This is a genomic window from Streptomyces sp. NBC_01241, from assembly GCF_041435435.1.
Classification (GTDB): Bacteria; Actinomycetota; Actinomycetes; order Streptomycetales; family Streptomycetaceae; genus Streptomyces.
In genome coordinates this window covers 8,378,649-8,404,873 of the sequence record NZ_CP108494.1, presented here as the reverse complement: position 1 = coordinate 8,404,873, position 26,225 = coordinate 8,378,649, and the positions used below count along the sequence as shown (strand labels likewise).

At 69.7% G+C, this 26,225-nt stretch carries 28 protein-coding genes and 1 pseudogene; 14 read left to right on the top strand and 15 right to left on the bottom strand.

What is annotated here, in order from left to right:
* Positions 1-210: 210 nt before the first annotated feature.
* Together OG306_RS38085 and OG306_RS38080 are read right to left on the bottom strand one after the other, a co-directional pair.
* Complete coding sequence (locus tag OG306_RS38085; protein WP_371666145.1) at positions 211-864, bottom strand: hypothetical protein; 654 nt, start codon at positions 862-864, stop codon at positions 211-213.
* Positions 861-1,385, bottom strand: a complete 525-nt coding sequence (locus OG306_RS38080; protein ID WP_371666302.1) for a TetR/AcrR family transcriptional regulator — start codon at positions 1,383-1,385, stop codon at positions 861-863. Before OG306_RS38080 ends, OG306_RS38085 begins: the two co-directional genes overlap by 4 nt.
* A gap of 371 nt (positions 1,386-1,756) precedes the next feature.
* Between OG306_RS38080 and OG306_RS38075 the strand changes: the two genes are divergently transcribed.
* The 5 genes from OG306_RS38075 to OG306_RS38055 are packed head-to-tail and all read left to right on the top strand — an operon-like array spanning position 1,757 to position 6,086.
* A complete protein-coding gene (locus OG306_RS38075) occupies positions 1,757-2,728 on the top strand; it encodes an IS110 family transposase (protein WP_371666144.1) in 972 nt (323 codons plus the stop codon).
* Positions 2,652-2,990 carry an antibiotic biosynthesis monooxygenase family protein gene (locus OG306_RS38070; RefSeq protein WP_266751150.1) on the top strand — a complete coding sequence of 113 codons (339 nt, stop codon included), beginning with the start codon at positions 2,652-2,654 and terminating at the stop codon, positions 2,988-2,990. The genes OG306_RS38075 and OG306_RS38070 overlap by 77 nt, the downstream gene beginning before the upstream one ends.
* Positions 2,987-3,874 carry an NAD(P)-dependent oxidoreductase gene (locus OG306_RS38065; protein ID WP_266904453.1) on the top strand — a complete coding sequence of 296 codons (888 nt, stop codon included), beginning with the start codon at positions 2,987-2,989 and terminating at the stop codon, positions 3,872-3,874. Before OG306_RS38070 ends, OG306_RS38065 begins: the two co-directional genes overlap by 4 nt.
* A complete protein-coding gene (locus tag OG306_RS38060; protein WP_266751147.1) occupies positions 3,871-4,845 on the top strand; it encodes an amidohydrolase family protein in 975 nt (324 codons plus the stop codon). The genes OG306_RS38065 and OG306_RS38060 overlap by 4 nt, the downstream gene beginning before the upstream one ends.
* Positions 4,842-6,086, top strand: coding sequence for a cytochrome P450 family protein (locus OG306_RS38055; protein WP_266751145.1), 1,245 nt, complete (start codon positions 4,842-4,844; stop codon positions 6,084-6,086). The genes OG306_RS38060 and OG306_RS38055 overlap by 4 nt, the downstream gene beginning before the upstream one ends.
* Before the next feature lie 671 nt (positions 6,087-6,757).
* On the opposite strand, the gene OG306_RS38050 is transcribed toward OG306_RS38055, so the two are convergent.
* Positions 6,758-7,525, bottom strand: coding sequence for an SDR family NAD(P)-dependent oxidoreductase (locus OG306_RS38050; protein WP_266751144.1), 768 nt, complete (start codon positions 7,523-7,525; stop codon positions 6,758-6,760).
* A gap of 417 nt (positions 7,526-7,942) precedes the next feature.
* On the opposite strand from OG306_RS38050, the gene OG306_RS38045 reads away from it, so the two are divergent.
* Positions 7,943-8,569 (top strand): isochorismatase family protein, encoded by a 627-nt coding sequence (locus tag OG306_RS38045; protein WP_266751143.1) that lies wholly within the window; start codon positions 7,943-7,945, stop codon positions 8,567-8,569.
* On the opposite strand, the gene OG306_RS38040 is transcribed toward OG306_RS38045, so the two are convergent.
* The 3 genes from OG306_RS38040 to OG306_RS38030 form a co-directional block, all read right to left on the bottom strand.
* Positions 8,557-8,952, bottom strand: coding sequence for a hypothetical protein (locus tag OG306_RS38040; RefSeq protein ID WP_371666143.1), 396 nt, complete (start codon positions 8,950-8,952; stop codon positions 8,557-8,559). The two genes, OG306_RS38045 and OG306_RS38040, sit on opposite strands and share 13 nt — an antisense overlap.
* A gap of 193 nt (positions 8,953-9,145) precedes the next feature.
* Complete coding sequence (locus OG306_RS38035) at positions 9,146-11,041, bottom strand: hypothetical protein (RefSeq protein ID WP_371666142.1); 1,896 nt, start codon at positions 11,039-11,041, stop codon at positions 9,146-9,148.
* Positions 11,026-11,796, bottom strand: coding sequence for an ABC transporter ATP-binding protein (locus OG306_RS38030; RefSeq protein WP_266751138.1), 771 nt, complete (start codon positions 11,794-11,796; stop codon positions 11,026-11,028). The genes OG306_RS38035 and OG306_RS38030 overlap by 16 nt, the downstream gene beginning before the upstream one ends.
* A gap of 109 nt (positions 11,797-11,905) precedes the next feature.
* Between OG306_RS38030 and OG306_RS38025 the strand changes: the two genes are divergently transcribed.
* Positions 11,906-12,487: a TetR/AcrR family transcriptional regulator gene (locus OG306_RS38025; protein ID WP_266751136.1), complete on the top strand. Its 582-nt coding sequence runs from the start codon at positions 11,906-11,908 to the stop codon at positions 12,485-12,487.
* 368 nt (positions 12,488-12,855) lie between these two features.
* On the opposite strand, the gene OG306_RS38020 is transcribed toward OG306_RS38025, so the two are convergent.
* From OG306_RS38020 to OG306_RS38010, 3 genes are read right to left on the bottom strand one after another with little or no spacing between them, the layout of a single operon-like run.
* Complete coding sequence (locus OG306_RS38020) at positions 12,856-13,758, bottom strand: MauE/DoxX family redox-associated membrane protein (RefSeq protein ID WP_266751134.1); 903 nt, start codon at positions 13,756-13,758, stop codon at positions 12,856-12,858.
* A gap of 31 nt (positions 13,759-13,789) precedes the next feature.
* On the bottom strand, positions 13,790-14,404 hold the full coding sequence (locus OG306_RS38015) for a cell wall protein (RefSeq protein WP_266751132.1): 615 nt from the start codon (positions 14,402-14,404) through the stop codon (positions 13,790-13,792).
* 11 nt (positions 14,405-14,415) lie between these two features.
* Complete coding sequence (locus OG306_RS38010) at positions 14,416-14,619, bottom strand: RlpA-like double-psi beta-barrel domain-containing protein (RefSeq protein ID WP_323184007.1); 204 nt, start codon at positions 14,617-14,619, stop codon at positions 14,416-14,418.
* On the opposite strand from OG306_RS38010, the gene OG306_RS38005 reads away from it, so the two are divergent.
* Positions 14,609-14,860 (top strand): hypothetical protein, encoded by a 252-nt coding sequence (locus tag OG306_RS38005; protein ID WP_323184006.1) that lies wholly within the window; start codon positions 14,609-14,611, stop codon positions 14,858-14,860. The two genes, OG306_RS38010 and OG306_RS38005, sit on opposite strands and share 11 nt — an antisense overlap.
* Positions 14,861-15,293: 433 nt before the next feature.
* Here OG306_RS38005 and OG306_RS38000 read toward each other — a convergent pair whose 3' ends face one another.
* Genes OG306_RS38000 through OG306_RS37990 form a run of 3 tightly spaced genes read right to left on the bottom strand, consistent with a single transcriptional unit; the run spans position 15,294 to position 18,141 of the window.
* Positions 15,294-16,721 (bottom strand): RtcB family protein, encoded by a 1,428-nt coding sequence (locus tag OG306_RS38000; protein WP_323187778.1) that lies wholly within the window; start codon positions 16,719-16,721, stop codon positions 15,294-15,296.
* Positions 16,722-16,726: 5 nt separating this feature from the next.
* Positions 16,727-17,710, bottom strand: coding sequence for a CapA family protein (locus tag OG306_RS37995; protein ID WP_266751131.1), 984 nt, complete (start codon positions 17,708-17,710; stop codon positions 16,727-16,729).
* 23 nt (positions 17,711-17,733) lie between these two features.
* The gene (locus OG306_RS37990) at positions 17,734-18,141 is read right to left on the bottom strand and encodes an archease (protein ID WP_266751130.1); all 408 of its coding nucleotides are present in this window, start codon (positions 18,139-18,141) and stop codon (positions 17,734-17,736) included.
* A gap of 141 nt (positions 18,142-18,282) precedes the next feature.
* On the opposite strand from OG306_RS37990, the gene OG306_RS37985 reads away from it, so the two are divergent.
* Positions 18,283-18,783 (top strand): NAD-binding protein, encoded by a 501-nt coding sequence (locus tag OG306_RS37985; RefSeq protein ID WP_266751128.1) that lies wholly within the window; start codon positions 18,283-18,285, stop codon positions 18,781-18,783.
* 498 nt (positions 18,784-19,281) lie between these two features.
* Positions 19,282-20,367: a PP2C family protein-serine/threonine phosphatase gene (locus tag OG306_RS37980; RefSeq protein ID WP_266751127.1), complete on the top strand. Its 1,086-nt coding sequence runs from the start codon at positions 19,282-19,284 to the stop codon at positions 20,365-20,367.
* Positions 20,368-20,515: 148 nt separating this feature from the next.
* Here OG306_RS37980 and OG306_RS37975 read toward each other — a convergent pair whose 3' ends face one another.
* Positions 20,516-21,268 (bottom strand): DUF4232 domain-containing protein, encoded by a 753-nt coding sequence (locus OG306_RS37975; protein ID WP_266751125.1) that lies wholly within the window; start codon positions 21,266-21,268, stop codon positions 20,516-20,518.
* A gap of 169 nt (positions 21,269-21,437) precedes the next feature.
* Between OG306_RS37975 and OG306_RS37970 the strand changes: the two genes are divergently transcribed.
* The 4 genes and pseudogenes from OG306_RS37970 to OG306_RS37955 all read left to right on the top strand — a co-directional run bounded on the left by OG306_RS37970 (position 21,438) and on the right by OG306_RS37955 (position 24,779).
* Positions 21,438-21,761 (top strand): hypothetical protein, encoded by a 324-nt coding sequence (locus OG306_RS37970; RefSeq protein ID WP_371666141.1) that lies wholly within the window; start codon positions 21,438-21,440, stop codon positions 21,759-21,761.
* Between the two features lie 48 nt (positions 21,762-21,809).
* Positions 21,810-23,003 carry a PP2C family protein-serine/threonine phosphatase gene (locus OG306_RS37965; protein WP_266751123.1) on the top strand — a complete coding sequence of 398 codons (1,194 nt, stop codon included), beginning with the start codon at positions 21,810-21,812 and terminating at the stop codon, positions 23,001-23,003.
* A gap of 568 nt (positions 23,004-23,571) precedes the next feature.
* A complete protein-coding gene (locus OG306_RS37960; RefSeq protein WP_266751122.1) occupies positions 23,572-23,910 on the top strand; it encodes a helix-turn-helix domain-containing protein in 339 nt (112 codons plus the stop codon).
* A 266-nt stretch (positions 23,911-24,176) separates the two neighbouring features.
* Positions 24,177-24,779, top strand: a pseudogene (locus OG306_RS37955) (substrate-binding domain-containing protein).
* A 77-nt stretch (positions 24,780-24,856) separates the two neighbouring features.
* Here the strand turns inward: OG306_RS37955 and OG306_RS37950 are convergent.
* Positions 24,857-25,381: a transglycosylase SLT domain-containing protein gene (locus tag OG306_RS37950; RefSeq protein ID WP_266751121.1), complete on the bottom strand. Its 525-nt coding sequence runs from the start codon at positions 25,379-25,381 to the stop codon at positions 24,857-24,859.
* A 427-nt stretch (positions 25,382-25,808) separates the two neighbouring features.
* The gene (locus OG306_RS37945; RefSeq protein ID WP_266751119.1) at positions 25,809-26,024 is read right to left on the bottom strand and encodes a hypothetical protein; all 216 of its coding nucleotides are present in this window, start codon (positions 26,022-26,024) and stop codon (positions 25,809-25,811) included.
* Positions 26,025-26,225: the final 201 nt, after the last annotated feature.

Genomic DNA, 26,225 nt, shown 5'->3' with positions numbered 1-26,225 from the left:
ACTCCGTAGGAGTCTCATTCGGATGTCGGTGAAACACTTGTCTGGTCGAGTGAGCGCTCACGGGGAGGCGATGGCCGGCGTCCGGTGGACGCCGACGGCACTCGTGAAGATGTCCGCAGCAAGAGGGGCGCCTCCTTGCGAGCGGAGGTGCGAGTGGGGCCGGACAGCGGGTTGTCGGTGCCCGGCGGTCCGGGTCCCGGAACTCCGGGCTCAGGGCCGGCGCCTGAGGGCTGCGCCGAGTACGGCGATCCAGATCAGCAGCAAGGGCAGCGAAATGAATGCTGCCGGGGTCAAGGTGGTGGACAGGAGCAGGTAACCGATGCCGGACGCGGCGATCGTGGCGGCGAGGGCCCAGCCGATGACGACCTCCCAACGCCGCAGCAGTGTGCCGTGCCGCGAGGCCACGCAGGCAGTCGCGGCGAGCGCGGCGAGCGCGAACATCTTGACACCGTCCGCACGCTGGACCGCCTCGAACAGTGCGCCGGTTCTGCCCGGTGACGTTGGATCAGCTCCAGGTATTGCGATCAGTTCCAGGACGAGTTGCACGCATGCGAGCGCTCCCGTGACTCTCCCGGCCCATCCGGCCAAGCGCCCCGCACTGTTGTTGGTACGGCGGGCCCAGTCGAGCAGTCCGGATCCGACGACCACGAGGCAGACAGCTGCCACACCGTGAACGAGCAGCGCCTGGGCCACCGCCTGGAACGGCCGGTCGGCGTACGCGGTCGTGATCTCGGCGTGTGTGTCACCGACTTCGGGTGTGGCCCCCCATGCGGCGGCGAGCCCGAGAATCCATGCCGCGGCGTGTGTGTATCCGGCGGCGCGGGCGGTGATTCCGGTAGCAGGATCCTTGGCGATGCTGGTCATGCCGGGTCTCCCTGGGACTTGTTTCGGATTGCCTGGACGAACGCCTCGCAGCCGGTGCGCCATGCGGCGTCCAGGTCTGCGCCGGGCGGGAAGCGGCCGTCGAGTTCGAGCACGACCATGCCGTGCGCGAATGCCCAGACCGAGCGCGCGATGTCAATGTCGCCGTGCACCGCACGGGCCAGCGGCGCCGCCGCGCGATCTTCGAGGCCCTCGGGGAGTGCGGTGCGGGCGAGCGGCCGAGTATGCGTGATGCGGTAGAGGTGCGGGCTGGCGAGCGCGTGCCGTCGGTAGGCGCGGGCGAGCACGAGCAGGGGCGGTTCGACGCCGATCTCCGCTTCGGCGGCCTCCAGTTCCTCCGCCAGCTGGGTCATCCCCTGCACCTGGAGTCCGGCCTCTACAGCGCCCTTGTCAGGAAAGTGCTTGTACAAGGAAGGTGCCCGGATGCCGACACGCTCGGCGATGCGCCGCATCGACAACGCATCCGGCCCTTCGGCGTCGAGCAGTTCCCGGGCGGCGGCCATGATCTGCTGCGCACGGTCAGCCACGGCGGGCCATCCGCGCGACCAAGAAGCCGGTGGGCCGTCCGGATCCGGAAGCCGGCATTCGAACGGTGGGTGGGACCGGGGACGAGGCGGGCCCGGGGCACCGGATTCCTGCGTTGCGCTTCGTAGGCATTCGTGGGAACGGACCTGGTCCGCCGAGGAACACGAGCGCGGTGACGGCTGGCGGTTTGTGCTCTTCCCCGGCGACTGCCAACGCCCCGGAAGGGAGCGCTGGTGCCTCCCATGTACCCCGGAGGGGCCCGGTCAGGACACTGCCGCACGCGGTGCTCCTGGCTGTGGCGGTGTTCACGGCGGCCCTCTCCCGTTGCGACTGACCTACCAGGCTAACGATGTTAGCCACGTGGCGTCACGGTATGGCTAACAGTGTTAGCCGTCAAGTCCGGAGGGGGAATACGACGGCCACGGAGCACGTGGTCTTCGCCAATAGCGCCCTTCCACTGGGGAGCGTTGGAAAGGCCGCACACAACAGCTTGACGGACGAGCCAACGATGGTCGGCGGGATCGACACCCACGCCGACCTCCACCAGGCCGCGGTCATCGACAGCATCGGACGACACCTGGCGACTGAACAGTTCGAGACCACCCCGGAGGGCTATCGGCGACTGCTGAACTGGCTCCAGCCCCACGGCGAGAACCTTGCTGTGGGAATCGAGGGAACCGGCGCCTACGGCTCCGAGATCGCCCGGTTCCTCGCGGCGAACGGCGTCACCATGGTCGAGGTGGACCGGCCCGACCGCAAGGCGAGGCGGGACAACGCCAAGTCCGCCCCCCCATCGACTCCTACGCCGCGGCGACCGCTGTCCTGTCCAGCCGGAACGCCGGGACGCCAGGACGCCGGGACGCCGGGACGCGGAACGGGATCGTGGAGGCAATCCGGGCCCTGTGGGTGGTCCGCAAGAGCGCGGTCAAGGCCCGCATCCGGACGATCAACCAGATCCGCTCATCGTCACCGCTCCCTCCGCGGTCAGGGACAAGCTGCGAGGACTGTCCACGCGCGAGCTGGTCGACACCCTGCAGCGGGTTCCCCGTCGATGTGGTGTGAGGCATCCGGGACCACGCCCGAGCAGGCCTTTCGGTCCTCACCCGACCGGGCCACGAATCGCGGGGGCTCCCTCTCTCTCCGTTGGGCTGTCTCCCACACGGAGTTGCGGGCCCACGGTCGCCATGAGTCTGTGGGAGTCGTGCTCTGCCAAATCTCGACTTTCTCGACTTTCAGGAGGAGACATGCGCACTGCGCAGAACGGCGACCCGGCCGACAGGCTGTCCGTGGTGTACACGGTCCACGTCGTCGAGGGCGGTGAGCAGGGCTTTCTGGACGCGTACGAGCGGATAAGGAAGTCCGTCGCCAGCGTCCCCGGACACATCATCGAGCGGCTGGGAGAACCCGTCGACGACTCCCGGCAGTGGGTGATCGCCAGCGAGTGGGAGACGCCCGAGCACTTCTTCGCCTGGCAACAAGGTGAGGACCACCGAGAACTGCTGGCTCCGCTGCGCGACTGGGTCGACCAGACCCAGTCACTGCGGTACCGGGTCATTCGGGAGACCGTGGGGGTGCCGTCATGACGCACTCCACCACAGGGCCGGTCGCCGTCCTCGGTCTCGGCACGATGGGCACCGGCCTGGCCACTCGCCTTCTCGACCAGGGCGTTCAGGTACGCGTCTGGAACCGCACCGCGGAGCGGGCTGAGCCGCTCGCTCGGGCCGGCGCCGTCGCCGCGGCGCATCCGGCCGATGCCGTCGAGGGTACGAGCGCCGCCATCTGTACCGTGGCCGACGGTGAAGCCCTTGCCGCCGTGCTGCACGGACCGGACGGAATCCTGGCCGGGGGCTCGTACCCCGGCGCCCTGGTCTGCGCCAGCACGGTCTCCCCCGAAGAGGTCGTCCGCCTCACCGGCGGCGCGCACTCCGTTCTGGACGTCGGCATGCTGGGCAACCGGGAGCACGCCCGCAGCGGTGACCTGCGGCTGTTCGTCGGCGGCGAGGAGCGCGTCTTCACCTCGGAGCGGCCGCTGCTCGAACTACTGGGCAAGGAGGTCGTCCACCTCGGCGAACTCGGTTCCGGCATGCGGATGAAGCTGCTCCTCAACCTGCTGATGGGTATCGAGGTGCAGGCGCTGGCCGAGGCCGTCGAGTTGGCGGCCGCCACCGGACTCGACCGGAAGCTCGTCCTCGGCACGATCGCGGGCAGCGGCTTCGCCTCGCCCGTCATGGCGTTCAAGTCCAAGCGGCTGGCGGCCGGGCGCTTCGACAAGCCCGACTTCCGGCTGAGCCTGATGGCCAAGGACCTCCTGCTCGCCGCGGACCAGGCGGCGGCGGCCGGGCTGCGACTTCCTCTCGTCGCCGCAGCCGCGCAGACCCACGTCCGCGCCACCGACCAGGGGCACGGCGACGAGGACTGCGTCGCCGTCGCCCACGCACTCACACCGAAACCGGGAACTCACACGTGATCATCGACATCCACGGACATCTGTCCCCACCGGAGGCCGCCCGACGCTTCCCCATGCCTCCCAGCCTGACCGACGTCGACGGCATGCTCGCTGCCCGCGCTCAGGCCGGAATCGACCTCACCATCATCGGCAGTCCCGTCGGCGCCGGCGCCATGGCGCGGGTCCCGGGCGTCGACAACTACGCGCAACCGCGAGACCGGCTCAGAGGCTTCCATGCCTGGATGTCGGGGCTGATCTCCACCTTCCCGGACCAATTGCGCGGGTACGTGTACGCCAACCCGTTCGGCGACGACGACCATCTCGAAGGAGTCCGGGAGACGCTGGCGGACCCCGCCTTCGTCGGCCTGATCACCACCTCCAGCGTCCACGGCGAACTGCTCGGCTCTCCGCGGGCCGACTCCTTCTTCGCGCTGGCCGCCGAGACGGGAGTGCCTGTCCTGGTGCATGCCCCGGCCGAACCGATCGGCACGGACCGGGTCGACGACTTCGGCTTCGTCGAGCAGATCGGCCGGTTCGGCGACGTCACCATGGGCATGGCCATGATCGCGTTCGCGGGTTGGCTGGACAAGTATCCCGGCCTGCGACTGATCGGTGCGACGGGCGGCGGCGCGCTGGCGCTCCTGCCGGAACGCCTGCAGACGGCGGCGCGTCCCCGGCACTGGGGCGGGGGCCCGCCGTCGGCACCGTCCTCGGCTCCGTCGCCGTCCTCCGTACCGGCGGCGGCCGACCCGGCCGGGGCGCTGCAGCGCATGTACGTCGACACCAGCACGTTCAGCCCCGCGCATCTGGGCCTCAACGCGGAGGTGCTGGGGCCGGAGCGGATGCTGTTCGGCACTGACTCGCCGCCGATGTCCGTGCCCCTGGAGGAGTTCATGCGCATGATCGAGAAGCTGCCGATCGACAAGGCCTCCCAGCAGCTCATCCTCGGCGGCAACGCCGAGACCCTCTTCGACCTCAGGAGCCGTCCGTGACCACAGTGGACGATCCGGTCGCCGCAGCCGAGCGATGCACCCCCGAGTTCCGACGGAACCCGCACCCGGTCTACGCGAACCTCAGGGACACGGCACCCGTCTGCCCCATGCGGCCGCCACACGGCATCGACACGTACCTGATCACGCGGTACCAGGACGCGAGGGCGGCCCTGACGGATCCGCGGCTGAGCAAGGACATGTACGGGGCCATGGATGCCTACCGAAGGATCTTCGGTGACTCGTCCGTGGCCCTGGACGATCACATGCTCAATTCCGACCCGCCCAAGCACACCCGGCTGCGCAAGTTCGTCGGGTCCACGTTCACCCCGCGTCGCGTGGAATCGTTGCGGCCGCGGATCCAGGACATCGTCGAGACGCTGCTGGACGGCTGCGCAACCCGGGAACCGGTGGACTTGTTGTCCGCGTTCGCATTCCCGCTGCCGATCATCGTGATCGGTGAACTGCTCGGTGTGCCGCCGGACGAACGGTCGGTGCTGCAGGGCCTGTCCACCACCGTGGCGCACACAGGCTTCAGCAAGGAATCCAAGCAGGCCCAGCAGAAGGCCGAGGAGGACCTGCATACGTACTTCGCGGATCTCCTCGCGCGCAAGCGCAGCCGCCCGGGAGAGGACCTGCTCAGCGCGCTCATCGCAGCCCGGGACGAAAACGGCGGGCTCACCGAGCAGGAGCTGGTCTCGACGGCGTTTCTGCTGATGTTCGCGGGTCACAAGACGACCGCCTACCTCATCGGTAACGCGGTCCACCATCTCCTCACCCACCCTGTGCAGCTTCGCACCGTACGGGAGAACCCGGAGCTGATCGGACAGGCGGTGGAAGAGCTGCTGCGTTACGACGGCTCGGTGGAGAGCGCGACGTTCCGTTTCGCGGCCGAGGACGTACAGATCGCCGGGACGCTGATTCCGAAGGGATCCCTGGTTCAGATCGCGCTCAGTTCAGCCAACCGCGACCCACGGAAATTCGACGCTCCGGACGAGTTCGATGTGACGCGGCCGACGCATGCTCAAAGTGCTCATCTGGGGTTCGGGCACGGCATCCACTACTGCCTGGGAGCACCTCTGGCCAGGCTGGAGACGCAACTCGCTCTCACCGGTCTGTTCAGCCGATTCCCGAAGGTGACTTTGGCCGATCCCACGCGTGAGGCCCCTTGGATAGAGGTTCCGTTCCCGGCCTTCCGCGGCCTCGTGGAGTTGCCCGTCGTGCTGGAGCCTGCCGTGCCTTGACCGACAGTTGGAGAACGTCGTCCCCGGGCGTCCGGGCCGCTCCGGACGCCCGGGGACGGCCAGGACGTCACAGGCATCCTTCCGGACGCGGGCGGCCCTGACGACCGATCGGTTACGCCGCCGCAGGTGGCCTGCGCGCAGCGTAGGCTCCCGCGCCCGCTGCCAGCAGCATCACACCGCCCGTGAAGATCAGTCCGGCCTGACGCAGCCCGAGCCACGTGGCCATGGTGCCGACTCCGACCACCGGAACCGAGATCCCGGCGCAGGCTGCGTTTCTCCAGCGCGGCCCGCAGTTTCGGGTTGCCGCCGTAGACCTCGGCCCCGGCTACCCAAGAAGCGTTCGATCATCGTGGTGGCCGGTTCCGGCTTGGTCGCGAAGTCCCTGAGACGGCAACCTGGGCGTTCTCGATCCGGCCCGCGGTGCCGGAGTGCTGCCTCTGGGCCCCGACGGTATGCGTGCCCTTCTTCAGGCACGTCGCGCCCGGGCGAGCAGGTGCGGCACTTCCACGCGAGAGCTTTCAGGGTCCGGCGGTGGTCGGCTCACCGTCGTCCGCGCCTGCCGGCCAATCTCCAACGAACCCGGGACTGTTCACTCGTCGCTGCCGTGCGCGCCAGCCAGATGGACCTGCGGCCCGGCCAGACCGACCACCTGGCACCGCCGGCCTCGCGGTTCAAGAGCTCGGAAACACGGGCCCGCCCGCCATGAGGCCACCATCGGCCAGGAGGATGTGCCCGGTGACGTAGCTCGCCTTGTCCGAACCCAGGAACTGGACGGCCTCGGCGATCTCCTCCGGGGTACCCGCCCGGTGCATGGGCAGCACCGAATCGACCGCGGCACGAGCCGTGTCGTCGCCGGTGAACCGCTCGTACATAGCGGTCCTGGTGTAGCCGGGCGCGACCGCGTTCACCCGGATGCCGTGAGCGGCGCCTTCGAGTGCGGCCGCCTTGGTGATGCCGACGACGGCGTGCTTACTCCCGACGTACAAGGTCGCTCCGGGATAACCCATCAGGCCGAAGTTGGAGCTGACGTTGACGATGCTGCCGCCGCCCTGTTCCCTCATGACCCGGAACTCATGCTTCAGGCACAGCAGCGTTCCCTTGACGTTGGTATCGAAGGTGGCCTGGTAAGCCTCGTCGGTCACCTCGGTGACAGGGCCGGGTGTTCCCTCGGTGCCGGCGTTGTTGAAGGCGACATCGATCCGCCCGAACCGTGCCACCGCACGGTCGACGAGGTCCTTCACATCGGCGTCGAAGCGGACGTCGGCGCGCACGAACTCGGCCGGGGCGCCGAGGTCGGCCAACTCCCCGGCAAGTTGTCCACCCACGCCCTCGTGGCGGCCGGAGACCACAAGGTTCGCGCCTTGACGGGCGTAGGCGAAGGCGGTGGCGCGGCCGATACCGGTAAGCGCGCCCGTGATAAGGACTACGGGATCAGACACGTCAAGGGTCCTTCCTTCAACCGTCCAGGTGAACGACCGGCAAGCGGTTCGGAACCCGCACGACACCGGGTTCCTCTTCGGGCCGGGACGTACCCCCGGCACGCCTGCAAAGAAGGTGTCCCAGCCGAAAGGCAGCCGATCGGACCCGACCGCCGCATCCATCGAACGGCAGCACTTCATGACTCGTATGGCCCGCGGACGGCAACCGGGACAGACACCCCGCAGGCGGTCACGCGGGCGGGAGGCGAACCATGGCTTCGGACGGGAGCCGCCATGGGGCGCAGAACGGGGAACGGTCCGCACGCTGGAACCCGCTCGCGGGGCAATCGTCCGAGTTATAGCTTCAAGTTGTCATGAAAATGGACTATCGAGTTTGATGACCAATGGTGCTGTGACTCAACCCCCAAGGAGCGGAAGATGAGCGAGCGCAGCAAGTTCCTTGAGTCGATCACTCGGGAGAATGCCACCGTGGTGCTGGTCGACCACCAGGTGGGCCTTCTGTCAGGCGTGCGGGACATCCCGGTCGGCGAGCTGAAGCACAACGTGGTGGCGCTGGCACGAGCGGCGACCGTGCTGGGCATCCCGCTGGTGGCCACCACCACCGCGGCCGACAGCATGTGGGGGCCGACCATCCCCGAGCTGGTCCAGGCGCTGCCCGGCGGGCAGAAGATCATCGACCGCAGTACGGTCAATGCCTGGCACGACGACCGGGTCCGCGAGGCCGTCGAGGCCACCGGGCGGCAGAAGCTGATCGTGGCCGGGGTTTCTTTGGAGGTGTGCGCGGCGCTGCCCGCGATCTCCGCGACGGCCGCCGGGTACGACGCGTACGTCGCCGTGGACGCTTCCGGCACCTTCAGCCGGGCCAAGCGGGAGGCCGGACTGCTGCGCATGCAGCAGGCGGGCGTCGTCGTCGGCGACTACGCCACCTTCATGGTCGAGGCCCTGGCCGACAACGCACGCCCCGAGGCCGGTGACCTCTACGCTGCCCTCGACATGCCGTTCGCCGTCCTGGTCGGCCAGATCTCCGCGGCCTACAAGGCGTAGAGGCCCACCGGCCGACCGGTCGTCGGCGGCCGTGCCTCCGTCGCCTTCCCGCATCGGAGGCGCGGCATCGATCTTCCGTGATGGTCTGCCCCGGGTCTGGTGGAGCCCCCCTGATGCGCCCAGTCCATGATCCTCATGTCGCGCATGAACGTCGCGAAGTGGTTGCCCATGGATTCCTGGTTGTGGATGCCGGAAATCGCCGACCGGCCGCACACTTCCTTGAACGTCGGGTTGGTCCCGTCGATGCCTTGCTCGGGGCAACCGGCATGCTGAACAGCGAGGCTCTGCACCGTCAGCACATGCACCTGCTGTCCACGCCGGCGTCGCCGGACCGCCAAGTACTCGGACCACACGTTCATGTCCGGCGGCGGCAGAACGCCCATGGGGCTCTGGCCAAGTCCCGCAGCAGTCGCCGGTCCCGTGGACCTGTCGCCGCTCAGTCACGGCACACCCATTTCCTGGGCCGCTACAGCTTCGCCGCCTCCTGGCCCGGCCAAGGTTTACGGCCCCTGCGTGATCCGAGCGAGCACGACGCCGAGGAAGAGCCGACGTGAACGGGGCGTTCTGGCGGTTGGGTTACGCGCCTGCACTGCGTGATTTGACCAGGTAGTAGAGGCCTGTCGCCAGCCCGCTGGTCAGGAGGACGAGGCCGAGGCCCATCATGGCGATGATCGTCGGCCAGCGCAGGCCATCCGGCAGGTGCAACGCCAGGAACCACGAGCGGTTGATCTCTCCCGTGGAGAGCATGATCGCGGGCACGACGCCTTGGGCCACCAGGGGCACCCAGCACAGCGTCAAGCTGACGATGACGTACAGCCGCTGTCGGGCCGGGGCCAGGTCGAGGCCGAGCCGTTGGAGGCCCAGGTCGGGACGGCGGAGCGGCGGCAGGCTGACATCAGGGGCGCGAAGCCTGGTCGTGGCGGATTCCCCGCCCTTGCGTGCGGGCCGGGTGCCGGTGCGGAAGTGATGGAGGAGTTCGGGGGCGGTGCTCCGGAGCCTGGCGGCCGCCATCCGGCCCAGCAGCCATGCCAGCGCCGCGCCACTGACCACGCCCACCACCGGTCCCGCCCACGAGGGTCCGAGCCGTACGGCGAAGAAGGCCGGAGCGGCAGTGGCGGCGGTGAGGATCAGCATCAGCAGAACCTGGGTGAAATCGGTGCCGTTGTCCAGCAGATTGCCGCTCCTGCGGTGCGGGTCGGTCAGCGGGACCGGGCGCAGCACCGACACCAGCACGCTCACGCCCGCGCCACCGCCCAGCAAGGCAGGGACGAGTGCGACCGGCCACGGCCACTGCTCGTACCGGCCCGTCGCGGCGATCATTCCCACCGTGAGGATTACGGTGGGCGGCGCGGTGACCAGGAGCCAGCCGAGCTGGCGACCTCGCACGTCATGCCGGGCAGCGCCGGGGATCATGATCTTGCCCCACAGTTCGGTGCCGTCCTCGCCATAGAGGTTGGCGGAGATCGCGGACATCCACAGGGCGAAGAGCAGTCCGGTCCACGGCAGAAAGACCGACGCGCCGACCATCAGCGGCAGCAGGCAGAACACCAGCGCGTAGCCCAGGGCGAAGCAGACGAAGTGGAAGCGTTGCAGGTCGCGGCTGTAGGTACGCAATTCCCTGGCAGCGACCGCGGTGACCGGGCCGCGCGCCCACCGGTCGGTAGTGGCCCCCACCGGGCGTCCGTTGGCGCGGCGGGTGGTCAGCCGTCGCCGCATCAGTGCGGCCCAGCCGTACAGACACCCGGTCCCGAGCACGGCCAGACCGGCCAAGGCGGCGAGTGCGGCGGCCCAGTCACCACGCCCGGCCGCCTCGACGGCGGTCAGCCCCCAGCCTGACGGCAGGGCATGCACCGACGTGGCGAAGGGGCTGGGGAATCCCGTGTTCAGGGCCGTACGTACCAGGGGCTCCAGCACCCAACCCGAGTGGAGGGCGGCCAGGACGGCCGCGCTGACGCATGCCGCCAGCGCGGCTCCCGTCCGCGACCGCATGACCTGGCCCAGCACGGCGGTGACCAAACGGGAGGACAGCACGGTGAAGACCAGTTGAAGGCCGACCGCGAGCACACCGACGGCGATGGCACCCGGACCGGATCCGGCGGCCACGACCACGAGTCCGGCGAACGCCACCAGGGTCACCACCGGGGCGATGCCGACGAAGGCCGCCGACGCCAGGCCGGCTGTCAGAGCACGCGGGCTCAGCGCGTGGAGGGCGAAGTGCTCGGGGCGCAGCGTCTCGTCCCCGCCGCCGAAGAGCGCCGGACCCAGCAACCAGCCGGCCGTCCACACGGCGAGCGCGGCGCCGAGCAGGTCGAACCGCAGCGACTCGATCGCGTAGCGGTGGCCTGCGAGCAGGAGTACGGCGCCGGCGAGCGCGAGACCGACCGCGCCGCCGACGATCACCTGGGCGGCTCGTTGCCCGGTCATGGAATTGCGCTGGAGGGCCAGCTTCATCCGGATCAGGACGCCAACCATGCCAGCCCCTCCATCGCGGGCGACTGGCCGCCGACCAGACTCACGAACCGTTCCTCCAGGCTCAAACCGGCCCTGACCTCCATCAGCGGCCCGGCCGCCGCGACCCGGCCGGAGTCGATCACCGCCACGTGGTCGCACAACTGCTCCACGACGGCCATCACATGGCTGGAGAACACCACGGTGCCGCCGCCGCGGACGAACCGCTGCAAGATCGCCTTGATGGTCGCCGTCGAGACGGGATCAACCGCCTCCAGCGGCTCATCCAGCACCAGCAGCTTCGGCGCGTGCAGCAACGCGGCGGCCAGGCCGATCTTCTTGCGCATGCCGGTGGAGTACTCCATCACCAGGGTGCGCCCGGCCGCGTCCAAACCCAGGGTCTGCAGCAGTTCCCCCGCGCGACGCTCGATCTCGGCGCGGTCCATGCCGCGCAGCAGACCGGTGAAACGCAGCAGCTCCCGCCCGGTCAGCCGTTCGGGCATGGCCAGCCCGTCGGGCAGTACGCCGGTCAGTTTCTTGGCCCGGGCGGCGTCTGCCCACACGTCGGCACCGAAGATCTCGGCCCGGCCCCCGTCCGGCCGGAGCAGGCCCACCGCCATCGACAGCGAGGTGGTCTTGCCCGCTCCGTTGGGGCCGACCAGGCCGAAGAACGATCCGCTCGGCACCTCCAGCTCGAGGTGGTCGACGACGCGCCGGCGGCCGAACGTCTTGGTCAGACCGACGAGCCGAAGCGCCGGACCTGTGGTTGCCGATCTCATGATCCCCTTCAGCGAACTGCACGGCACGTGCCGTGCCGTCGTGCCGAGCATGCTGAAGGAAAGCCGGAGTTGTCAATACGGCACGTGCCGTTCCGTTATGGTTGGTGGCATGACCGCCAAACGCAGCAGTCGCGCCGCCGACCGGACCGAGGACATCATGCGGACCACGCTGGAGTTGGGCCAGGAGGTCGGCTACGCCAAGCTCAGCATCGAAGCGGTCGCGGCCCGCGCCGGCGCGGGCAAGCACACGATCTACCGCCGCTGGCCGTCCAAGGGCGCCTTGTTTCTCGACTCGCTCCTGTCGTTGAACGCGCCCGGCCTGGACTACCCCGACACCGGCGATATCGTCGCCGACCTCCGCAAGCAGATCCACGGGGCTGTCGACCTCCTGAGCGGACCGCCCCTGGGGCCCTTGTACCAGGCCCTGGTGGTTGAGGCCCAGCACGATCCCCAGCTCGCTGCCGCACTCAACGAACGCTTCATCACCCCGCAGGCCGACAAGACCGTCGCCCGGCTGAAGTCGGCCCGCGACCAGGGGCAACTGTCGCCCGACTTCGACCTGGACCTGGCGATGGCGATCCTGTCCGGTCCGCTGTACTTCCAGTTCCTGATCGCCCGGGAACCACTCACCCACGACTACGTCGATCGTGTCATCGAAGCTCTCTTCGCCGGGATGCGACCGAGGCATTGAAGGGAAGTGCCCGTCGGACCGACCACCACGGGCAGGGTCAGCACGAGCGTGAACAGACCGCCGTGCCCCACGCCCATCAGCCGGTAGTCCTCGGTACCCCGTCCGCGGTCGTCCGTGCGAGCGGTGAGGACGAGGTCGCCCGGGCGCGGAGACCCCGTCGACACGGGTTCGTGCGCCCGAACCGGCCGGTCAGATCGGCGGCGAAGGTCCGTGCGGTCTCGGTCAGTTCGTCAGCCTCTGCCCGGTCGATCAGGATCCGGCTGCTCCCGGTGAGCTGCCAGTAGGGGCTCGGCGCGCTCGGCGATCGGGATCCGCGGGCTTGGGTCGCCCGTGCCACCGCGAGGCGGCCGGGCGACCCGTCCGTGGCGTCAGCCCGCCATCGGCAGGCTCTTCCGCGACGGCACCGCGCCCAGTTCGTCCAGGGCCACCGCCTCCCCGCTGTCCGCGTCGACATAACTGACACGGACGATCGGGTCGTCACCGGTGTCGCGCCCGGCCGTGGCGTCGAGTGCGAACACCACCGCGACCGGGCGCGCCTCCTCCCCGTACCCGTACACACCCGAGTACTGGAGAATGCGCCAGCCGTCGTCCTCCCAGTGGTCCAGCAAGGCGGACCGAACCACTGGTGCGGCGGCCTGCCAGGCAAGGGAGTTCTCCAGGAGTTCGACGCTCGCCGCGACCGGCACCTGGTCCCTCCCGGCGGTGCCGAGGAGCGGGTGGCCGAAGACATGCAGCCTCGTCCGGCGCAGCGGCAGCAGCCACCACCGGTCGAGGTCGGCCGAGAGGGCGACCAGTACAGCCGCCGCCCCGGCCAGGAAGACAAGGGCACCGGCAGGCCGCTCGGAGACCGCCGACCACCAGGTGTCCTGTGCCACGGCCGCGATGGCCCCGCCGATGACCACGACCGCTGCCCGTGCGAACGCCCGCCAGGTGATGGGGGTTTCCTCACCGGCCGAGCAGCCGCAGGAGGACTCCGGTGCCGCGGTCCGGCCGTAGCCGAGGTAGGCGAGGAAGCCCGCCCCGAGGACCGCGGCGGCGGCCCCCGGCACCGGGTTCGCCGGGCTCATCAGCAGAGCTGCGGCGATCAGGAGTTCAGCTGCGCCTGTCGCACGCAGCACCTTCGTGGCCCGCTCACTGCTGCGCAGCATGCGGGCCAGCGCCGTCTTCGGCGCCTGTTGTGCGGTGCCTCGGCTGAACGCCTTGACCGCTCCGGTCCACCCGAGCAGGCCCGCGAGGACCAGCGGGGCGAGGCCCGTTGTCAGTGACAGCATCGCTTCCTCTCTCTGTGTCCCTGGGCCTGTATCAGTGCCCGACGGAGATGCGGACCACGTCCACGGAGTTGTCGGACGGCCGCCAGGCACCGAGCACCTGGGCGCTCTGTCCGATGCGCAGCCGGGACAGGTCGGACGTCAGTGCGCGGCCGGCGTAGGAGGCGCTGGCGTCCGGGGCGACGTGACCGACCAGTTCGTGCTGCCCGTGGGCGAGGTGCAGCCGGTTCTTCGCGATGCCGCGGATCTGCGTGTCCAGATTCACGATGTTCACCCACACCGCGTCGGCGGCCACGGTGCCGTCGGGCATCTTGACGCCGCGTGCGTAGAGCCCGTCGCCGACGTCGATCACTTCGGCCGTGGTGGCGCGGACCTTCCACACACTGGTGACGTTGGTCATCTGGACCCGGGAGTGGCCGCCGTTGGATCCGGCCACCTCCAGGACGCTGCCGGTGATGCCCGTGATCCGGCCCTCCACGAAGGTGGACTTGGCGATCGCGGGGTCGAGCGAGGGTTCTGCGGCGAAGGCGGCCTCGGCGTCGAGGCCGCCGAGCGCGGTCGCGCCGATGATGGTCGCGCCACCCAGCGCGGCGTTGGTGAGGAAGCGCCGGCGGCGCATCCCGTCGGCCCGGTCGTGTCGTACGGTCATGTCGGTGCTCCTCACTCGTAGATGTAGACCGGCAGCTTGCCCGAGCTCAGGTTGCCGATCGCCGAGAAGGCGGCCGGGGTCAGGTCGAGGACACGGTTGGTGCGACAGGCACCGTTGCAGCAAGTCGCCTCGCCGCACCAGTCCTTGGTGCGCGGGCCGCAGTCGGTGATCGTGATGCACACCGTCGCGCCCGAGCACTGGTGCTTGACGTTCATCACCGCACCGCAGCCGCGTCTGGGTATGTTCTCGCCACAGAGGTCGGGCCGGGTGATGTTCCAGCATGCCTGTGAGGCGTTGGGCCATGCGCCGTGGCGGGCGCTGGACTGGCAGTTGCCGCAGGCCCCGCCGCCGGCACTGGAGCATGGCCCCCAGGAGTTGCCGCAGCAGAACCAACTGGTTTCACCGGCCCACAGGCTGGTTGATCCGCAAGCCATCGTGTTGCCTTCCTTCGCGTGAATGACGAGTTCATGACAAGGGTTGAGCTGATCGCCGACCCGACACATCAAGCAAAGACGCCCGCGTTCCGGCCGAGGATGGTTGTCCGAGCGGAGCAACTCAATGATGCGCGTAGACAAGCCGGTTGTATAGACGGTCTGGTTCCGTTTGACCGAGCGCCTCGCTCCGCGCCGAACGACGGGGGCGAATTCGTCCGCGCGGCATGCCGACGCTCAACTTCCCGGTCCTGCACGACGATCAGCGATAGCGCCTGGGCCCGGCGGCTGCACGCATCGACCGGGCGGTCCGGTGCCGAAGCAGTCGACTGAGAGGCCCTGGGGCTCGGGCCGATCGGGCGCACGGGAGCGCGCCGACCTGCCGCTCGTCGCGAACACCGGCCGAACGGGCGAGGCCTCCGGGGAAGCTGTTCCGATCTCTACCGCTTCCTACCGGCTCATCCCTTGACTACTCCCAGCGGCACCAGGCGGGCTACCAGCCGGGCGAGTCCGGCGCCCTCCGTGACCGTGGCGACCGCGTCGACGTCCTTGTACGCCTCCGGCGCCTCCTCGGCGAGACCACGCCATGAGGAGGGCCGCACGGCGATGCCCCGGGCCTCCAGCTCGCCGCGAAGCCGCTCCCCACGGACCATGCGCAGCGCGTGGTGGCGGCTCCAGACCCGGCCGGCGCCGTGGCATGCGGAGTGGAAGGCGTCGTTGCCGGGCAGGCCGACCATCACGTACGAGGCGGTGCCCATCGTCCCGGGGACCAGTACCGGCTGGCCCGCCCGGAGCAGGTCCTCGGGCAGGCCCGGGTCGCCGGGCGGCAGCGCCCGCGTCGCGCCCTTGCGGTGGACGCACAGTGGACGTGCCACACCGTCCACTTCGTGGGTCTCGAGCTTGGCGGTGTTGTGCGAGATGTCGTAGACCAGCTCCAGACCGACTCCCGCAGCGGTTGCGAAGGCGTGACGGGCGGCTTCCGACAGCAACTGGCGGTTGGCCCGGCCGTAGTTGGCTGCCGCCGCCATCGCCCCGAGGTAGGCGCGGCCCCGCGCCGAGTCGACCGGCGTACAGGCCAGTTGCCGGTCCGGAACCTGGATGCGGTGCCGGTGCAGTTCCTGGTCCATCACGCGGACGTGGTCGGTGCACACCTGGTGCCCCAGGCCGCGCGAGCCGCAGTGGATCATGACGCACACCTGGCCCACCCGCAGCCCGAAGGCCGCCGCGGTGGCCGGGTCGTAGACCTGGTCCACCGCCTGGACCTCCAGGAAGTGGTTGCCCGAGCCGAGGCTCCCCACCTGATGGAGGCCGCGCTCGACGGCGCGCGCGCTCACCTGCCCCGGGGCCGCACCGTCCAGGACGCCGTAGTCCTCGCAGCGCGTGAGGTCGCGTGGCACACCGTGGCCGTGCTCGACCGCGTACCGAGCGCCGCCGACCAGCAGCTCGTCCATCTCCCCGGCACCCGACAGCTTCCACAGGCCGCCGCGCCCCATACCGCGCGGGATGGTCCTGTCGAGGATGTCCATCAGGCGCCGCGTCCGGTCGTGGTCGAGCGCCTCGCGGTCGATGCCGGCGGCCAGCAACCGTACGCCGCACGAGATGTCGAACCCGACGCCGCCGGGCGAGATGACCCCGCCGTGGGAGATGTCGGTGGCGGCCACCCCGCCGATCGGGAAGCCGTAGCCCCAGTGGACGTCGGGCATGGCGAAGGAGGCGCGGACGATGCCGGGCAGCGTCGCCACGTTCGCCACCTGTTCCAGTGCCTTGTCCCCCGCTGCCTGCGGCAGCAGCGCCCGCGAGGCGAACACGACCCCGGGGACACGCATCGGCTCCCGCTGCTCGATCCGGAAGCGGTACGGACTGCTCTCCAGCAGTGCGATCTCCACGTCCCTCACCTCCAGTCGGCCGTCAGCCATCCGGTCCGGTCGGCGACGGCGATGCCGAACTCGGCGCAGGCGGTGGTGAGCCGGTCGCGGATCCACTCCCGCTCCTCACCGCGCGCCAGGCGGGTGTGGCAGTAGTCCAGGGCCAGCGGCACCGCCTTCACCCGAGCGGGAACCAGGTGCGCGGCATCCGGGCCGTCCAGGGTCACCAGGAAGAGGAGCCCGAGGTCGTTGCGCAGGACCGGATCTACGGCGTAGTCGTCGACGAAGTCACCCAGGTCGTAGAGGATCCGGTCGGCGATCCCATGGAAGACGTGGGCGGAGTGCCCGGCGACCAGAGTCGCTCCCGCCGCCAGCAGCTCCGGGGCCGCGGCCGAGATGCGGCGCGGCGGCCGGGAGGTCATGTTGGGGCCCCAATGCGGGGTGACCAGCACGACATCCGCCGCCTCGGCGGCCCGGCCCACCGACTCCGTCAGCCAGCCGGGCACCCCCGCGCGGAGATCGGCCCAGGCCACGCCGGGGCTGTTCTCCCCCGCCGCGTACTCCTCCGGGTGGTCCGTGACGCCGACCACCGCCAACCGCACACCGCCCGCCTCCAGCACCGCGAACTCCCGGGCCGCGCGCACGTTCGCCCCGGCGCCGACCGTGTGGACACCCGCCCCGGCCAGCAGGGTGCAGGTGTCGGTCAGGGCGTCGAAGCCATAGTCCACGGCGTGGTTGTTGGCGAGCGTCACACAGTTCACCCCCAGTTCGGCCAGCACCTTCGCGGCGGCGGAGGGCGCGCGGAAGAAGAAGGCCTTTCGCGGGTCGGGCCAGCGGTGCCCGCGATCGGAGACGCAGCACTCCAGATTGAGTACGAACAGGTCCGCCTCCGCGAGCGCCTCCCTGACCCCCGTGGAGACCAGCGTCCCCGGCACCGGCGAGCGGCGCAGTTCCTCGGCGACGTTGCGCCCGAGCATGGTGTCGCCTGCCAGGGCCATCGTGAGCGCCATGATCCAGTCCTTTCCCCGCCCCCTCAGACGTCGAGGGTCACCCGGCAGGTCCAGCCGCCAGGTCCGCACCGCAGCTGCAGGTCGTGCAGCGAAACGGCCTTCGGCACCGCACCGACCGGGACGGCGGTATCGGCGTCGGCCATTCGGAAGCGGACCGAAAGACCCCGGCCGTCCCCTGCCGACCGGATCGCTCCCACCTCCACATCGAGCGGGATCTCGCCGTCGGCATCCATCCGGTAGACGACCTCCTCCAGGACGGACACCAGCAGATCCTCATCGGATTCCGCCGTAATCGCGTATTCGTGGTCCCCGACAACCGCTGCCCCGGACGTGTCGGCAAAACCCTCCACCACCGCACGCACAGCCTCGACGATGCAGCCCGCGACTGTCGGCGACCACGCCTCCACCTGCATGTCCGCGGTGTGGGGCACAGCCCGGTGGCCACTCGCACCAGGCTGCTCCCCCGTGGGTTCCCGACCGTCCACAGTCGGCGCCTCTCCGTAGTCTCCGTACGCACAGCCTGACGGCCGAGTTCCCCGAACCGCGGGCCCTGTCCCCTCCAGAGTCGTCCCGTGCACCGCCCCAGGGCAACCATCACGAGGCGCGACCGCCCGTCGGCGCTGTCCCGACCACCCGAGGAGTGGACTGACACCGCGCTCAGTCGCCTCGAGCAGGCGCAGCACCCCAGGTCAGCGCTCGGAACCGGGGTCGAGGGCAGCGCCGTCGAACTTGTGGTCAACGCCTGGATGGCTGCCTCGACGGTCGCCATGAGCAACGTCCGCGCGCTGTGCGACGCACTCGCCGTCGACCATGCGACGTTCGTCCGGGTGCTTGCGGCGGGCCCGCTCGCCATGCCCTGCGAGTTGCAGAAGGTAGGTGTGATGGACGACGCCTCGTACGCGCCTGGATTCGCCGTGCAACTCGCCCTGAATGGCCTCGAACTGGCCGCGGCAGCCGCCGCCCCCAGCCCTCTGTTCCAGGCCGTCCGGAACCGCTTGGAAGCGACCGCCGCAGCCGGCTACGACAACGACGACCTCGCCGCCGTCGACTATCTGAGGAAACCGCCGTCGTAGTCCTTATGTGCGGGCTGTGACCGGGGCTTTTGCGGTTTGGTCGTCGCAGCGCCTCCGTTCGACGGCGGCGTGGGCCGGCAGTGCGGGAACTCTGCCGCAGGCGTCGCGGGACGCTGCGTCCGTGCCCGAGCGCAGCACCCGAAGCGCCGCACCGAGGTCGCGGGCAAATGGTGCAGCGGGCGACAGGACGGGGCGTCGTCGTCGCTCGCCGGCCGTACCGGTCCTGACATGCCATTGGCTGGAGCAATGACCGGCCCGAAACCCTGCGGCGCAGCAGGATGGGCGTCTTGACCACGTCCTGTGTCAGGAGTTCCGCGTGTACAGGCTCTGTGAGTGGACCCGCCAGGAGCGCCGTCCGCGTGCGGGTCGCACAGTGGCTCCGTGCTCCGGCGGGGCAGCGTCCGCGCTCGCCCCGCACCGGCGCGAGCAGTGAGGTGGCCGGGCCGCCCCCGAGCGGTGAGCGACTGGACGGCGCGGCCCGGTGAAGGGGGCCCTGCGGTGCCTGCCGCGCCCGCGTGGATGCGCTGGCTGCCTGCCTTCTACATCGCGGGCATCCTGGTAATCGAACCCATCACGCCGGTGCAGTGGCCCGTGAGCTTCCTGCTCGTCGCCCTCCCGGTGATCGCCGCCTTCGCCCACGGCCCCGCTGTCGTCGGTGCCCTCACCGTGTTCGCGATCGTCTTCGAAGGCGTCCTGGCCGGCACCCCGTGCTGCGCGGGCCGCCCGGTGAGCTACGTATGGGATCGCCACTACGTGACCGCTTACCTGTGCACCGCTCTGGTCGGCGTTCTCGGCACACTCCTGGCCGCCCACCGCGTGCGCCGGGAACGCACCCTCGCGACCGTGCGCTTCGTGGCCGAGATCGCACAGCGTGTCCTGCTCAGCCCGGTCCCTCACCGCATCGGCCCCATTCAGGTGGAAACTCTCTACCTGTCCGCCGACGCGGAAGCACGCATCGGAGGCGACCTGTACGAGGCCGTCCCCACCACGTATGGACTCCGCCTTGTCATCGGCGACGTCCGCGGAAAGGGCCTCCCCGCCGTGGAGACGGCCGCCACCCTCCTCGGCGCCTTCCGCGAGGCCGCCCACGACGAACCGGACCTCGCCACCGTTGTCCGCCGGGTAGAGACCAGCATGAACCGCAGGGCCGCACGCCTTGCCGGAAGCGACATGGCCGAACGCTTCGTCACCGCCATCATCGCGGAGATTCCTCGCCGGCACGTGGTCCGCATCGTCAACTGTGGCCACCCCCCGCCCCTGCTCATCCGCTCCGACGGGGTCACTGAGCTGGAAACGGCCGACCCCGCACCGCCACTCAACCTCGGCATGCTCCTCACGGAGGCCTACCACGTCGACGAGTACCCCTTCTGCCCCGGCGACCAGTTGCTGCTCTACACCGACGGCGTCACCGAAGCGCGCGACTCCGCCGGGGCCTTCTACCCCCTGCCGGAGCGTGTCCTCTCCTGGGGGCCCCTCCCACCCCGGGAACTCCTCGACCGCCTCCACCACGATCTCCTCGTCTACACCGACAACCGCCTCAACGACGACACCGCGGCTCTCGCCGTCTACCACCTGCCCGACTAGGAACCAGCAGTCACCCGCAGCCCACCACTGGGACCGGCAGGCATCGCGACGCCTCTCATTCGGACCACTTGCGCTGATCAGCCAGTGCCGGAGGAGGGCGCGGCCGGCCGTTCGACGGCGTGCGGGCGACATGGCCAATCATTCACTGTCAGGACTGGGTGTCCGCCTGGGTCATGGAGCTCACGGCGTCGGCGATCGTGCTCCGGTAGAGGCCCAGCTTCGGCTTGAGTACCTTCGCGCCGGAGCCGAGCGGGAAGTTGTGCGTTTCCGCGTTGGGCATGTGAGCGTCGTCGGCCAGCACGTTCATCTCGTCGATCCCGGCCACGGTCCCCGTGGTCGCACCGCGCGGGTTGATGTCGATCACCGCGTAGGCGGTCTTTCCGGCCCGGACCGGGTATGCGGGTGCGCCGCCGAGACCGCTGGGGACCAGCGGCCTGACGTCCTTGCTGTGGTCCGCGGAGTGCGAGTTGCCCAGGCTGACCCGTGGGAAGTAGCTCAGGCCGCAGGCGCTCGCACCGAGGTTGCGCACCTCGATCACCCGCTGGGTGGCCGCGCCGGCACGGCTGGTCACGTGCACCGACAGCTTCTGGCTCTTACACGGATGCGTGTAGGCGTAGCTGTCGGTGTCCGTGTTGCCGCCGCTCGCCTTCGCGGTTTCCTCCTTGGCGGTGCCTTTGCCTGCGGAGACTGCTTGCGGGGTCCCGGTGTTCACCACCGAGTCGCCGGCCTTCGCGACGTCGGCGGGCTGGGAGGCGGCGGCCGGCGTGGCGCCGTTCGCCGGGTCGGCGGCCTTCGTGCCGCTGTCTTCCCCGCCGCAGGCGGTCAGTGCCAGGGCGAGAACGGCAGTGGCTGCGGCGCCGAGGACGACGTTGCGGTTGCAGTTGCGGTTGATCGTACGCATGGAGATTCCCCGATGTAATGGTGAGACAAGGCCTGAATTCTGCGGCGAACCGCCCCCGACCTCCTGACATTCGTGAGCCTTCTGCCCGGCGCTCACGTCCTGCCGACATGCCTCTCACGTCCAGCTGACGTTCCCGGATCGACGAGCAGCACCTTCAGGACTCCGGTCCGTGATCGTGATCGTGATCGTGATCGTGATCGTGATCGTGATCGTGATCGTGATCGTGATCGTGATCGTGATCGTGATCGTGATCGTGATCGTGATCGTGATCGACTCAACGATCGAACCGGGGCAGAGTCACGCTGCGGGAAGGCCGCCATGGCCATGGCGGCCTTCCTGCGTATCCGGGTCCGCACCCGCCGCGGTAGACACCGGAGCGTATGGCGACAGGGGTCAGGCTCCGCAGAACGGCATGGTCCGCACGTATCCGCCCGGGTTCTCGTCGATGCTGCTCCCTTGTCGCGGGCGGCGCCGGCCCCGCACCATCTCCTGACGGCGGCCCGACTCGTGCACTGCCCGGGGGCGGTGCACTGTGGAAGACGTGGATCTCAGTGAACGCATCGCGCGTCTGCGGAAGTCATGGCGGCCGGGCCATGCGCTACTGGTGATCCCTCTTTCGCTCATCGTCGTGATCACGGTTGTGGACATTCTGGCCCCGGAGGACATCCGTCTGGGGCCGCTGCTGGTCATCGCTCCCGCGATCACCGCCTCGTTCGCCGGTCCGCTGTCCACCGCGGTGATCGGAATCCTGGCCGTGGCGGGCCAGGCGTACATCGGTCTGCACTTCGGCGCGCTGACCTCCCGGAGCGTGCTCGTGCAGATTGCCGCCATCGCCGTGCTCTCGGCGCTGGTCGTGTTCTTCTGCCTGATGCGCGAGCGGCACGGCCGGGAACTCGCCCGGGTGCGGTCGGTGGCCGAAGCCGCGCAGCAGGTCCTGCTGTGGCCGCTCCCCGACCGCATCGGGCCGCTGCGGGTCGCCTCGCTGTACCTGGCCGCGGAGGACGAGGCCCTGATCGGGGGCGATCTGTACGCGGCCACCCGTACCGAGGGCGGAACCCACGTGATGATCGGCGATGTGAGAGGCAAGGGCCTGGCCGCCATCGGAGAAGCCGCTCTCCTGCTCGGCGCCTTCCGCGAGGCCGCCCACCAGCACACCAGCCTGCCCGCACTCGCCGCCGCGCTCGAACGGAGTGTCGGCCGCTACCAAGCCGACTTCGAACCGGAAAGCGAGGCCGGGGAACGTTTCGTCACCGCCCTCCTGCTGGAGATCCCCGACCACGACCCCATCATCCGCATGACCAGCTGCGGACACCCTGCCCCCCTGCTGCTCAGCCCAGGACATTCCGTCTCCGTCCCGAGTCTGCACCCCGCACCCCCGCTGGGAGTCGGCGGCACAGGGCAGACGGGCTATACCGTTGACGTGTTCACCTTCGAGGAAGGCGACACCCTTCTCCTCTACACCGACGGCATCATCGAAGCACGCGGCCGAGAGGGAGATTTCTATCCGTTCGCCGAACGGGCCGCCCGGTGGACCGACAGTTCTCCGGAGATTCTCCTGCGCCACCTGCGCCGCGACCTCCTGGCGCACGCGGGCGGGTATCTCGGTGACGACGCCGCTGTCATCGCGATCCACCGCGCTCCTGCCGAAAATTCGAGACTCCATCACGGAGAGGCCGCCCGGTCCGACGGCTTCCCTCACGGCTCCGGAGGAACGGGTCCTTCACGGGAGTGCTGACCGGAGGCCGACCCGTCCCAAAATGTGCACCGCCCTCCGCAAAACTCCGGCCATTCTCCTCCTCGCAAATCTGTCATGGCGATAGTAGACATGCTTCATCCCTGGAGTTACTGTCTTTCACATAGCCAGGAAGTCTGTGCGGCGCGGCAGAGACGAACGGCCGCGCGCACACGACGAATGCGGGTGCGGCACGGCAGCGGAACGATGGGACCGCAAGGATCGAGGGTTCCCTCGTCGACCGCTGGGACCGGCGGCTCGTAGACGCCGTCGGCAGTGCCAGGACCCGTATGTGGCTAACAGATGGATCAGCCAGGAGAAAGAAGGAGGCAAGCGCCATCAGGATCGCCCGAGCGAGGACGTAGTCAGCCCGGGTACCGCAGACCCCGGAACGGAAGGTGGTCACACGGTCACGCATCCGCGATCTCCGTACTCACTCCCCTCAGCCGGGAGACAGTGCGGAATCAACAGGCCGGCGCCGTAGTGAGCCGGCAGATGGTGTTCAAATCCCTCTGGGCCCTGGTGCCGTACAGCGCCGGGGCCCCCGACACGCCCCCGACCAGAGGTGCACATGACCGCAGACAACCCTCTCGGCCCTCTCGACGACGACCACTACCCCGCCTACACCATGGGACAGGCCGCCGAAATGCTCGGCACCACTCCTGCCTTCCTGCGGGCCGTCGGAGAAACCCGCCTCATCACTCCGCTGCGGTCCGAGGGCGGGCACCGCCGCTACTCCCGCTACCAGCTGAAGGTCGCCGCCCGCGCCCGCGAACTCGTCGACCAGGGCACGCCGGTCGAGGCGGCCTGCCGCATCGTCGTCCTCGAGGACCAGCTCGCCGAAGCCCGGCGCGTCAACGAAGACCTGCACCGGGCCGCAATCGAGTCCCGCCCCGGCACCGGAGCCTGATCCGCCCACCAGGGCCACGCGGGGTGCCCCGGTGCCGTCTGCGGGGACGGTCCCTATGTCGCGCTCCCGGCCGGCGAAGAGTGCGTAGCCGATCCCGGCGACCCCCCGCGCCCGAGGACGAGATCGAGCTGTGCACACGCTGGTGGGGCGAGGGCCGGGTGGACGGTGCGCTCCTGGTCGACCTGCGCGACGCCGATCCGCGGGTGCCCTCGCTGGCGGCACTGAAGCTGCCCGCGGTGGCGCTCGGGCCGCCCGAGGCGGCGGGGATGTTCCCGGCGGCGTGGTCCGACGACGGGGCGAGCGTCCAGGAGACGGTCCGATACCTCGCGGCGCTGGGGCATCGACGCATCGCGCGGGTCACGGGGCTTGCCCGCCTCGCGGACAGGGCGGCGCGTGATGCGGCGTTCGACGGGGCGTGCCATGACGCGGGGCTGCCCCGCCCGACCGTCGTGCACACCGACCACACCGGCGAGGAGGGTGCGCGGGCCACCCGGAAGCTGCTGATCGCATCCGGGCGTCCCACGGCGGTCGTCTAAGACAACGCCATCATGGCGGTGGCGGCGCTCCCGGTGGCTCAGGAACTCTCCCTCGACGTCCCGCGCGATCTGCCGGTCGTGGCCTGGGACGATTCCCCGGTCACCCAGGTGGTGCGGCCTCAACTCACCGCGCCGACTCGGGACATCGCGGCTTACGGGGCACGCGCGACCGAGAACCTGCTGGAACTGATCGGTGCCGGTGCGGCCGAGAGCGTACGGGATCTCCGGCCCGCCTCGTGCCGCGCGGCAGCACCTGCCCCCCGCGGCGCTGACGGCACGCACCTTCACGGGCCCACGGCACCACCGGCCGTTCACCGGGTGGACCGCCGGTAAGCCGAAGGACCGGCATGGTCGGCGTGCGTGCCGACCGTGCCGGTCCTGGCTGGTGAAGCGGGCTCGGGGTCTACAACTCAGTAGGCGGAGTTGACGTTGTCGATCGACCCGTAGCGGTCGGCCGCGTAGTTGGCGGCCGCGGTGATGTTGGCCACCGGGTTGGTGAGGTCGTTCACGGTGCCACCGACGTGGTAGGCGTTGAAGGTCGGCTGGATGACCTGGAGCAGCCCCTTGGACGGCACACCGTTCTTCGCGTTGACGTCCCAGTTGTTCTGAGCGCTGGGGTTGCCGCCCGACTCGCGCATGATGTTGCGGTGCAGACCGTCGTAGGTGCCGGGGATGCCCTTGGCCTTCATGATGGCCAGCGACTCCTTGATCCAGCCGTCGAGGTTGTTGGCGTATCCCGTGCCGCCCTGGCCGCCGTCCGCCGATGCCTTGACCACGGAGGCGCTCACCGTCGCCGGTGCCATCTCGGCGGCCTGCGCGGATGTCGACGTCAGCGTGAGGGCTGCTGCTGCGGCACCCACGGTGGCGACACCGGCGACGGTCAGCGTGCGGAGGCGGGCGATGCGGCTGGTGCGGATCTGCGTGTACGTGGTCATACGGAAGGAACTCTCCAATGGGGACGTCTTGGGTGATGCCGGCCGGTCTCGGTTGCGGCGGCTTGCGGAGCCGAACCCCGCTGCTGCGGGTCCGAGCGAACCGGTCCGGCGAATCCGCCGGGCCCGACCGCTGCTTCCTGCAACGACAGCCATGGTTAGCGACGGACAGGACGGAGCGCAATTATGTGACGTACTACCCGACTACGGAGCAATGTCCGAAATGCCATATTCTGTGGCGTTTCTTCGCCTCTTGTGCGGCTTCCGGCCTACTACCGTCCCTAGGATGTGACCCAGCTCCTATGGGTGGCATCACAATTTCACCCGTGACGCCGCGGTTCGACGGCGCGGCTCGGGCACGTCTCGCCGACGCCCTGACGGCCCGCCTCTCCGCCTCGTCGCGTGCGGCTGCGCACAGGGTTCCCGTAGGTCACATGCCGGTGATGGAGGTGCGGGAACGAGCGAGGGCCTGCCGCGGTGGCATCCTCGGCGTGGCGGCGAGCGAACGTGGGTCCGGTGGCTTCCTCCGCTGCTGATGGCCGTGGACGTGGTCGCGGACCTGACGGTCCACAGCCGCGAACCGCTGAGCTTCCTGCTGGTCGGAGTCCCTCCCCGTCGCGCCGGTCACCCGGAGCCCGCGGCGCACCGCCGGAATCACCTTCGTATGTCTGGGGCTGGAAGTGTGGCCGGCCTCCCGGCGCCCGGAGCACATCGTGGAAGACCACCATGTGGCCCTCTACGCCGCCACGGCGCTGATCGGCGTCGCCGGCATCGCGCTGTCGCGGCAGCGGATCCGTGCCGAGACCGGCCTGGTCCGGGCCCGCTCGGTTGCCGAGGCCATGCAGCG

Bases quoted from the DNA above. Each gene is read 5' to 3' on its own strand.
- OG306_RS38075 (WP_371666144.1), top strand. From the start codon at position 1,757: ATGTTAGCCACGTGGCGTCACGGTATGGCTAACAGTGTTAGCCGTCAA.
- OG306_RS37995 (WP_266751131.1), bottom strand. From the start codon at position 17,710: ATGGCGCTCACGATGGCCCTGGCAGGCGACACCATGCTCGGGCGCAAC.
- OG306_RS38010 (WP_323184007.1), bottom strand. From the start codon at position 14,619: ATGAACGTCAAGCACCAGTGCTCGGGCGCGACGGTGTGCATCACGATC.
- OG306_RS38085 (WP_371666145.1), bottom strand. From the start codon at position 864: ATGACCAGCATCGCCAAGGATCCTGCTACCGGAATCACCGCCCGCGCC.
- OG306_RS37975 (WP_266751125.1), bottom strand. From the start codon at position 21,268: ATGCGTACGATCAACCGCAACTGCAACCGCAACGTCGTCCTCGGCGCC.
- OG306_RS37960 (WP_266751122.1), top strand. From the start codon at position 23,572: ATGACCGCAGACAACCCTCTCGGCCCTCTCGACGACGACCACTACCCC.
- OG306_RS38040 (WP_371666143.1), bottom strand. From the start codon at position 8,952: ATGGGCGTTCTGCCGCCGCCGGACATGAACGTGTGGTCCGAGTACTTG.
- OG306_RS38020 (WP_266751134.1), bottom strand. From the start codon at position 13,758: ATGCTGTCACTGACAACGGGCCTCGCCCCGCTGGTCCTCGCGGGCCTG.
- OG306_RS38035 (WP_371666142.1), bottom strand. From the start codon at position 11,041: ATGGTTGGCGTCCTGATCCGGATGAAGCTGGCCCTCCAGCGCAATTCC.
- OG306_RS38065 (WP_266904453.1), top strand. From the start codon at position 2,987: ATGACGCACTCCACCACAGGGCCGGTCGCCGTCCTCGGTCTCGGCACG.
- OG306_RS38070 (WP_266751150.1), top strand. From the start codon at position 2,652: ATGCGCACTGCGCAGAACGGCGACCCGGCCGACAGGCTGTCCGTGGTG.
- OG306_RS38030 (WP_266751138.1), bottom strand. From the start codon at position 11,796: ATGAGATCGGCAACCACAGGTCCGGCGCTTCGGCTCGTCGGTCTGACC.
- OG306_RS38080 (WP_371666302.1), bottom strand. From the start codon at position 1,385: ATGGCCGCCGCCCGGGAACTGCTCGACGCCGAAGGGCCGGATGCGTTG.
- OG306_RS38015 (WP_266751132.1), bottom strand. From the start codon at position 14,404: ATGACCGTACGACACGACCGGGCCGACGGGATGCGCCGCCGGCGCTTC.
- OG306_RS38025 (WP_266751136.1), top strand. From the start codon at position 11,906: ATGACCGCCAAACGCAGCAGTCGCGCCGCCGACCGGACCGAGGACATC.
- OG306_RS37950 (WP_266751121.1), bottom strand. From the start codon at position 25,381: ATGACCACGTACACGCAGATCCGCACCAGCCGCATCGCCCGCCTCCGC.
- OG306_RS38045 (WP_266751143.1), top strand. From the start codon at position 7,943: ATGAGCGAGCGCAGCAAGTTCCTTGAGTCGATCACTCGGGAGAATGCC.